The 7,805-nt window shown below is 44.0% G+C and carries 11 protein-coding genes; 7 read left to right on the forward strand and 4 right to left on the reverse strand.

The features are described 5' to 3' along the window. Positions 1–818: 818 nt before the first annotated feature. Entirely contained in the window at positions 819–1,748 is a 930-nt protein-coding gene (gene repM / locus RMB06_RS00415) for a replication initiation protein RepM (RefSeq protein WP_032072978.1), read from the forward strand. Next, positions 1,745–2,041, forward strand: coding sequence for a hypothetical protein (locus RMB06_RS00420; RefSeq protein WP_311077802.1), 297 nt, complete (start codon positions 1,745–1,747; stop codon positions 2,039–2,041). Before repM ends, RMB06_RS00420 begins: the two co-directional genes overlap by 4 nt. Here RMB06_RS00420 and RMB06_RS00425 read toward each other — a convergent pair. Continuing rightward, a complete protein-coding gene (locus RMB06_RS00425) occupies positions 2,038–2,319 on the reverse strand; it encodes a mobilization protein (protein WP_311077804.1) in 282 nt (93 codons plus the stop codon). The genes RMB06_RS00420 and RMB06_RS00425 overlap by 4 nt on opposite strands. A 209-nt stretch (positions 2,320–2,528) precedes the next feature. Between RMB06_RS00425 and mobQ the strand changes: the two genes are divergently transcribed. Beyond that, the gene (mobQ, locus tag RMB06_RS00430; protein WP_311077807.1) at positions 2,529–3,500 is read left to right on the forward strand and encodes a MobQ family relaxase; all 972 of its coding nucleotides are present in this window, start codon (positions 2,529–2,531) and stop codon (positions 3,498–3,500) included. Further along, on the forward strand, positions 3,497–3,967 hold the full coding sequence (locus tag RMB06_RS00435; RefSeq protein WP_004870960.1) for a hypothetical protein: 471 nt from the start codon (positions 3,497–3,499) through the stop codon (positions 3,965–3,967). The genes mobQ and RMB06_RS00435 overlap by 4 nt, the downstream gene beginning before the upstream one ends. Before the next feature lie 114 nt (positions 3,968–4,081). Here the strand turns inward: RMB06_RS00435 and RMB06_RS00440 are convergent, their stop codons facing one another. The 3 genes from RMB06_RS00440 to lysA form a co-directional block, all read right to left on the reverse strand. Then, positions 4,082–4,363 carry a type II toxin-antitoxin system YafQ family toxin gene (locus tag RMB06_RS00440; protein WP_001129137.1) on the reverse strand — a complete coding sequence of 94 codons (282 nt, stop codon included), beginning with the start codon at positions 4,361–4,363 and terminating at the stop codon, positions 4,082–4,084. Then, positions 4,356–4,649: a type II toxin-antitoxin system RelB/DinJ family antitoxin gene (locus RMB06_RS00445; protein ID WP_004870963.1), complete on the reverse strand. Its 294-nt coding sequence runs from the start codon at positions 4,647–4,649 to the stop codon at positions 4,356–4,358. Before RMB06_RS00445 ends, RMB06_RS00440 begins: the two co-directional genes overlap by 8 nt. 288 nt (positions 4,650–4,937) lie before the next feature. Next, positions 4,938–6,188, reverse strand: a complete 1,251-nt coding sequence (gene lysA, locus RMB06_RS00450) for a diaminopimelate decarboxylase (RefSeq protein WP_004870965.1) — start codon at positions 6,186–6,188, stop codon at positions 4,938–4,940. 96 nt (positions 6,189–6,284) lie between these two features. Here lysA and RMB06_RS00455 point away from each other — a divergent pair, with 96 nt between their 5' ends. From RMB06_RS00455 to RMB06_RS00465, 3 genes are read left to right on the forward strand one after another with little or no spacing between them, the layout of a single operon-like run. Further along, on the forward strand, positions 6,285–6,731 hold the full coding sequence (locus tag RMB06_RS00455) for a LysR family transcriptional regulator (RefSeq protein WP_311077818.1): 447 nt from the start codon (positions 6,285–6,287) through the stop codon (positions 6,729–6,731). Continuing rightward, entirely contained in the window at positions 6,637–7,137 is a 501-nt protein-coding gene (locus RMB06_RS00460; RefSeq protein ID WP_311077817.1) for an arsinothricin resistance N-acetyltransferase ArsN1 family B, read from the forward strand. Before RMB06_RS00455 ends, RMB06_RS00460 begins: the two co-directional genes overlap by 95 nt. Before the next feature lie 2 nt (positions 7,138–7,139). Continuing rightward, positions 7,140–7,730 carry a LysR substrate-binding domain-containing protein gene (locus RMB06_RS00465; protein ID WP_311077819.1) on the forward strand — a complete coding sequence of 197 codons (591 nt, stop codon included), beginning with the start codon at positions 7,140–7,142 and terminating at the stop codon, positions 7,728–7,730. The last annotated feature ends 75 nt before the right edge of the window (positions 7,731–7,805 follow it).

The raw sequence follows: 7,805 nt of genomic DNA on the forward strand, positions 1-7,805 counted from the left end.
AGAACTAGAAACTAGAGGATATCTGTTACACAGGCTCAATTAATCAGACGATATATTCCTTCATTTTCATATCCAGAAAATTTCTTTTAATCTAAAGATTTTCTAAAATTAACATAATACACCTTATACGAAATGCGTTATAATTATCTATAGAAATCAATGCTGTAGTTTCTAGTTGATAGCCCGAACATCCCTGTTCGGGCTTTTTTTATGATTTTTCACGTTCCACGCCTATTATTTAAGCAATGTTTCACAACTTTGATTAGCTCCAGTAAATAATTAAAACCTAGATAATAAGAACCGAGCGAGTGTCTACGAGCGATTGAGCATCATCAAAATTTCGCCCTCGCCTTTTCTCTGATTACAAGCTCCCTTTCGATTTTAAACGGTAGGTACAGAGCATCCCGAATGGGTGCGAACTTTGGAGCTTTTGCTTTTCAAAAAGTATGAGCGAAGCGAATACATTACAAATGCTTTTGCTTTTAGATTTCACAAACAGGATTAACTAAAAACTGCCCCACGAAGCGAGGAACGAGCTTCAATAGAGTACGAGCTTTAGCGAGTACCTAGGGCAGTTTGCACTCCCCTCTCGAAAGGCTTTTAATTATTTTTAAAGCTTTTAAATGCTTTTAGATGAGCTGAAAGCATTGATATAAGAGGGTTTTAGCGTATATAAGCACACAAATTCTCTTGTATAAGCACACAAATTCTCTTGTATAAGCACACAAATTCTCTTGTATAAGCACACAAATTCTCTTGATTTACACACATAAAATATATAGTGTGTAAATACACATTAATAATAACGTGTATTTAATATGAAGAATGGTTTAGTTGTGAAAGATAATGCATTAATAAACGCCAGTTATAATTTAGAACTAACAGAACAGCGTTTAGTCATGCTTGCAATCATTAATGCAAGAGAATTAGGGCAGGGTATTACGGCAGATAGCAAACTAGAAATACATGCTAGTGACTATGCAAAGCTATTTAATGTATCACCTGATGCATCCTACAAAGCCCTGAAAGATGCTGTAAATAATCTATTTAACAGGCAGTTTAGCTATACAGCCGAATATAAAAAAACAGGAAAGGTAGGTATCGTTCGCTCTCGCTGGGTGAGTCGTATTTTTTATGTAGATGATTTGGCATTACTAGAAATTACTTTCGCACCTGATGTAGTGCCTTTAATCACTAGATTAGAAGAACACTTTACAAAATATGAAGCCAAACAAGTTGCACACCTGACCAGTAAGTATGCCACTAGACTTTATGAGTTATTAATCGCTTGGCGTGAAGTTGGTAAAACACCTGTTTTTGAACTACAACAATTACGTAAAAATTTAGGTGTTGAAGATGATGAATATCAACGTATGCACCATTTTAAAAGCCGTGTATTAGAAACTGCCATTACTCAAATCAATGAACATACAGACATAAAAGCCACTTATGAGCAACACAAGAAAGGGCGTACAATTACAGGGTTTTCATTCAAGTTTAAGCAAAAAGTACAACCTAAAATTGAAACTAAACGAGATCCAAACACCCCTGACTTTTTTATAAAAATGACCGATGCGCAACGCCATTTATTTGCCAATAAAATGTCTGAAATGCCTGAAATGAGTAAATATTCACAAGGCACAGAAAGCTACCAGCAATTTGCTATACGTATCGCTGATATGCTTTTAGAGCCTGAAAAATTCAGAGAGCTTTATCCAATTTTAGAAAAATCAGGATTTCAGCCATGATTAAATTAAATAACCTATCAACCGATCTAAAGCATGTGACCGTTGAATACCTCGACATCGTAAATTATGAAATTGCGAGGGAAAATATATGCGGTTATATCTTCCTATTATCCCGACTATCCAAAGATGCCGAACCCACCGAAAAAATGCAGATGGAAAGCAAAATACAGGACTTAATTTACTATCGAGATAATTTGCAGATAGAAGACAAGGACAAGATTCAAAAGGTTTTAAATACGCTCATTCCAGAGTATCAAGCCGAACAAAACAACCAAACAGCTAACAAAAATTAGGCTTCAATGTCGGGCAAATCAAAAAGCTGTCGATCTCTATTTTCTGTTAAATATTCGTTGAGTTCAGCCAATATTTTTTCTTTATTGGCTTCATTCTGCATTTTTTTAATCAAATAAGAACCGAGCAAGATTTTACGCCGAGTATCATCCTTTCGTTGCTGTTCCTTTTGCTTGGTACGTTCTCTTGCTTCGATAGCTTGTTTCTGTGCCTTTAACTGTTTCAGCTTCTCTAACTGGGCTTCAATTTTCTTTTCAATATTTTCAGTTGATTTTGTCATAACGTCAAATTTCGGGATGTAGAAAACCACTCAAGCATAAGACCCTATGAATTGAAATTCAAGCGGGTAATATGCTATCGTGTTTTTCATGAAATGCGCACTTACGACTTGGATTTCATCCAAGTCAAAGTTTGCGTAAGGGGATACCCCTTAACCCCAAAAAACTGCTACGCAATTTTTTAAAAGCAAAAGCATCTCAAGGCGACTGCATGGCAATCTATCATTGTTCAACTAAAACAGTTAACCGAAGTTCAGGACGAACTGCGGTTGCATCAAGTGCCTATCGTGCAGGTGAAAAACTAGAAGATGAACGCACAGGGCTAACCCATGACTTTACGAGAAAAGACGGTGTCGCCCATTCTGAAATTATCTCTAATTTAGATATTGAAATTGACCGTGGCGAACTTTGGAACTTGGCAGAAAAAACCGAGAACCGCAAAGATGCCCGAACCGCTAGAGAATGGGTGATTGCCCTGCCTGATGAATTAGACGCTGATCAACGTAAGGACTTGGCAAAAGACTTTGCCAGGTCCTTAGTTGATCGCTATGACGTAATCGCAGATTTAGCCATCCATGAACCGAGTAAAGGCGGTAATGATAAAAACCATCACGCCCATATCATGCTCACAACCCGAAAAGCCGAATTGGACGCAGACAATAAACTCACTCTGAACACCAAAACCGATATTGAACTCAGCAACTCCAAACGAAAAAGCCTTGGTATGGGGACAACCCAAGAAGACATTAAGCAAATTAGAGAAACATGGGCAGACTTAGCCAATAAAGCATTGGAACGTGCAGGCTACCGAGAAAAAATAGATCACCGCAGCTATGCCGATCAGAACAACGGGCTACAAGCCACCATCCATGAGGGGACTTCGGTCACTCAACTCCGTAGACAAGGCATAGACACCGAAATCAGCCGTTATAACGACCATGTGAAGCAACACAACGCCCAACACCTCAAACAACAGCAACAGCGCACAGACAGCGTTTTACAGCACGGTTTAAACCGTGCCGAGCAAGGCTTCGAGCAATGGCAGAAAAACCAAGAAGCTAAACGCCTAGAACAAGAACGCCAAGCCGAAATACAACGACAGCAAAAACTAGAGCAACAGCAAGCCGAGCGAGCCAACCGTAAAGCATCACAAGACTTAGATCAGGGCGGAATGTACCGATGAGCAACCAAAACGACCTAGATGACCAGCTCTATATTTTACTGGCATCTATGAAAGAGTATCGAGAAGCCATAGCAGACGATAACAAGCGATTAGAAGCGTTTTACAAGGAAGTGGCTAGCGGAGTACTCAATAAGACCGAAAAACACCTAAAAAACGCCAATCAGAAGCAAATAGACGCACTCAACAACAGTATTCGAGAATTAAACAATGCAACCAATCAACTTGACTGGCGATTCATGGCAATCTACGCCAGTGCTTTTGTTAGCTTGCTGATCGTTTTCTTTTTAGCATTATTTTTATATGTGCCGAGCATGGACGAAATCAAACAGCGTAGAGCAGACGTTGCATGGCTAGAACAAAAATACAGCCTAGATATTAAAAATTGCAATGGGAAGTCTTGCGTTCGCATCATGAAAAATGACTGTCACGGAGCGAATAAGGATTATTGTGTGATTGACCCAAAATAATGATTAGACAGTACTTTGCTCGGCTCTTGCCATCACCGAATCAATGACAGCAGTCGCAAAGTTGCCCGACTTTGAAACATGGCTAAAGCCATCTTTCAAAGCATCGAGCGATAGTCATCCAAAAATTTCGGAATGGCTATCCAACTGATGCAGTTCTAAAATATCGTCACCAACAAGCCTATAGATCAAGACTAAATCAGGCTTCACATGACAATCACGACAATTTTTAAACTCTGCACCACCTTTCAAGGGATGATCTAAATACTTTTCAGGCAAAGGATTATTTGCGACTAAACAATCTAATACTTCTGCCCATTCAGCCGTAACCAGTTCTAAATAACGTCTTTTAATATCACGTTTAAAAGAACTGGTTACGATAATCTTACGTTTAGCCATGTGCTTCTTCCGACATAGCTTTAATCGCTTCTTCTACCGTTTCGTACTCGGTGTACTCACCATTTTCGATCTCTTTTAAAGATTGAAGTAACTTGGCTGCTGCTTTAGGCGTTAAAGCAGGTTCTCGTGCATAGTCAAAAGACAAAGGAATCGCTTTAGTTTTAACGATTTGATTCAAGAACAGTTTGAATGCTTGAGGCATAGTCAAACCATAGTCTTCCAAAATAGGGGTAACTTGTTCTTTTAACTCTGCTTCTAAGCGCATATTGAAATTGACTGCGGACATAATTCCCTCACTCAAAAACCATTAAAGTAAAGATAATATAAAGCATATTCTTTACTTTTTCATTACTTTTGATGTAATAAATGGTTTCTAACAGCTGGATTTCGTATAACCACCATTATGTTAAATAGGGGGTTAAAAGCTAATCTGAATATTAACTTTATCAACTTCACATCATGGGCTGGATATGAATCGAGATGCTGATCTTCATCTATACGATCAATTGAGTTCACTGATCTACTGCCGCAGCTCGACTTAGATCAGTTAAGTTGATAATTTTGTTTGGTCACTTTACACCGCCTCCAGCGCGAGCAGCTCAGCCACCGTTTGCCTTCGTCGAATAAGCCGGGGCTCACCATTTTCCATCAGTACTTCGGCAATCAGCGGGCGCGCGTTGTAGTTCGATGACATGGAGGCGCCATACGCACCGGTGTCGTGCAATACAAGTAGATCTCCCACCTGCGCCTGCGGCAAGGATCGGTGTAACACCACGCCACCATCTCCCTGCGTAAATACATCTCCTGACTCACACAGAGGTCCGGCAACCACCGTGTCTAACTGCAGGCCATTAACCGCTGTGCCATCAGAGTGGATCAACTCCATGCCGTGGTAGGCACCGTATAGGGCTGGGCGAACCAGATCATTGAAGCCGGCGTCCACCATCACAAAATGGTTGGAGCCCTGTTGCTTCGTAGCGCGTACCTCAGTGACCAACACACCAGACTCGGCCATTAAATAGCGACCTGGTTCTATTTCTAGTTTCACTGGGTGCTTTAGTAGTTGTTCCACTGCATGGCGCGTTGCATTCCATAATGAAAAATAGTTCGCTGTATCAATCGTGGGTTCACCGGTCTGATAGGGAACAGATAGCCCCCCGCCCGCGGAGATGGCGTGCAGATCTAAACCCTGCGCATTCACTACCTCTACCAACTTCAGCATGGCACCACACACTTCTTGCAAGTGCGTGTAGTCCACGCCTGAGCCAATATGCATGTGCAGACCTTGCAAGGCCAAGCTGTTGGACTTGATCTTTTCGCAGGCGCGTACTAGGTCGCCATGCCAGATGCCATGCTTACTATGCTCACCACCAGTATTTGTTTTCTTGGAGTAGCCATGCCCGAAACCTGGATTGATGCGTAACCACACCGGGTGCCCTGGGTTGACCGTACCCAATTGGTCTAGCATGTCCATTGAACCACAGTTCACAGGAATATTTAGTTCCACCACGCGCGCAAGCGTAGCGTGATCTAGCAGATCAGCCGTGAATACGATGTCTGCGTGCCCGTTGTGCAAGCCTGGCGTAAAACCACTAGCCAATGCGCGTTCGATTTCACCCAAAGACACCGAGTCCACCACTACGCCCTGTTGCTTCATGAGGCGAAGGATGTGTGTATTGGAGTTGGCTTTTTGAGCGAAACGCACTATGTCAAACAACCGCAGAGCGGCAATCTGGCACGTAATGGTGTCGGCATCATAGATCCACAGCGGGGTACCAAATTGCTGAGCCAAAGGAGCAATGGTAGTGGGAGTAAAAGGATTCATGGATAGATGATCTACTTCATAGTCAATTCAATCAATGCTATTCTTGTTGTTTAGCTATTCAATATTGATATGAATTTAACTCATCGCCAGCTGACTATGTTTCGCGCCATCATGCTGCACGGCAACCTGGGGCGTGCAGCTGAAGCATGTGCGTCAAGCCAGCCCACTTTGAGTCGCGAGCTGGGTCGTTTGGAGCAGTTACTGGGGTTTAACCTTTTTGACCGGGTGCGGGGCCGATTACGACCTACCGTGCGGGCACTCGCGTTGATGCAGGAAGTAGAACGCTCGTTTATAGGCTTGGAACAGATCGCAGCGCGCGCCAGCGAATTGCGCACGCAAGCGACAGGGCGCTTGCGAATTGCGTGTTTGCCAGCATTGGCCCATGCCTTGGTACCCCGCGCACTGGTATATCTCTCACATGCACATCCTGAACTAGGAGTTAGGCCTCATGGAAACATCAATCCGATCCGTAAGAGAAAGCGATGCTGCCGACATCACGGCCATCTACAGCCCTTATGTGCTGGGGACATGCATCACTTTTGAGACCGAACCCGTCCGTGTGCCGGAGATGGCGCAGCGAATCGCCGAGACCTTGGAATCCTCTCTGCCTTGGTTAGTGGCCGAGGTATCGGGCCAGGTCGTTGGCTACGCTTATGCCTCAAAATGGAAAGGCCGCTGCGCATATCGCTATTCGGTCGAGTCCACTGTGTACTTGGACCCAGCGCATACCGGCAAGGGTCTTGGCCTCCGGCTTTACGCCGCGCTCATTGATGCGATTCGCGCATGCTCTATGCATGCTGTAATCGGGGGCATTGCCCTTCCCAATGCCTCAAGCGTAGGCCTTCACGAGCGCCTTGGATTCAAGAAGGTTGCCCACTTTGAGCAGGTTGGGTTCAAGCAAGACCGTTGGGTAGACGTGGGCTACTGGCAGCTACTGCTTGAGGCCTAACAATTCATTCAAGCCGACGCCGCTTCGCGGCGCGGCTTAATTCAGGCGTTAGCGTACATCCCTTAGAGTCGCCTTGGCTAGAACAAGCCATGAGTGAACAACGTTTTGACTTGGGGCTGAGTGAAACCCAAAAGGCTCCTGTTGGAGTTGCCTTACAGCCCTTACTAAAAGTTAATGAAGTGGCTGTTTTGCCACGTGATCACAGTCTGTGCCGCAAGGCGCGACTGCAACCACGCGACTTTACAGGCGAGCGCTTCATCAGCCTCGCGGTTGGCGACCCGTATCGAACCGCCATTGATGCGATGTTCGAGGACGCTAAAGTACATCGCGTAACCCTGCTTGAAACCACGAGTGCAATGGCCGTCTGCGCCATGGTGCGTCAAGGGCTGGGCGTTGCCATCGTAAACCCGTTCACTGCAATGGAACTTAGCGGATCGGACCTAGTAGTACGGCCGCTTACCGTTGCCATCAGTTACCAGGTGAATATGCTTCTTCCTGAAATAGCAGCTCCGCACCCACTGCAGGGCGTTCTCGCAGATACCGTCCGCAAAGCCTGTGTCGACTTGAGCTACCTTGACCAGTGTTTTTATTAGAACTAGAAACTAGAGGATATCTGTTACACAGGCTCAATTAATCAGACGATATATTCCTTCATTTTCATATCCAGA

Source organism: Acinetobacter sp. V104_13, assembly GCF_031798995.1.
In the GTDB taxonomy this organism is placed as follows: domain Bacteria; phylum Pseudomonadota; class Gammaproteobacteria; order Pseudomonadales; family Moraxellaceae; genus Acinetobacter; species Acinetobacter pittii.

Bases quoted from the DNA above. Each gene is read 5' to 3' on its own strand.
- repM (WP_032072978.1), top strand. From the start codon at position 819: ATGAAGAATGGTTTAGTTGTGAAAGATAATGCATTAATAAACGCCAGT.
- RMB06_RS00420 (WP_311077802.1), top strand. From the start codon at position 1,745: ATGATTAAATTAAATAACCTATCAACCGATCTAAAGCATGTGACCGTT.
- RMB06_RS00425 (WP_311077804.1), bottom strand. From the start codon at position 2,319: ATGACAAAATCAACTGAAAATATTGAAAAGAAAATTGAAGCCCAGTTA.
- mobQ (WP_311077807.1), top strand. From the start codon at position 2,529: ATGGCAATCTATCATTGTTCAACTAAAACAGTTAACCGAAGTTCAGGA.
- RMB06_RS00435 (WP_004870960.1), top strand. From the start codon at position 3,497: ATGAGCAACCAAAACGACCTAGATGACCAGCTCTATATTTTACTGGCA.
- RMB06_RS00440 (WP_001129137.1), bottom strand. From the start codon at position 4,363: ATGGCTAAACGTAAGATTATCGTAACCAGTTCTTTTAAACGTGATATT.
- RMB06_RS00445 (WP_004870963.1), bottom strand. From the start codon at position 4,649: ATGTCCGCAGTCAATTTCAATATGCGCTTAGAAGCAGAGTTAAAAGAA.
- lysA (WP_004870965.1), bottom strand. From the start codon at position 6,188: ATGAATCCTTTTACTCCCACTACCATTGCTCCTTTGGCTCAGCAATTT.
- RMB06_RS00455 (WP_311077818.1), top strand. From the start codon at position 6,285: ATGTTTCGCGCCATCATGCTGCACGGCAACCTGGGGCGTGCAGCTGAA.
- RMB06_RS00460 (WP_311077817.1), top strand. From the start codon at position 6,637: ATGGAAACATCAATCCGATCCGTAAGAGAAAGCGATGCTGCCGACATC.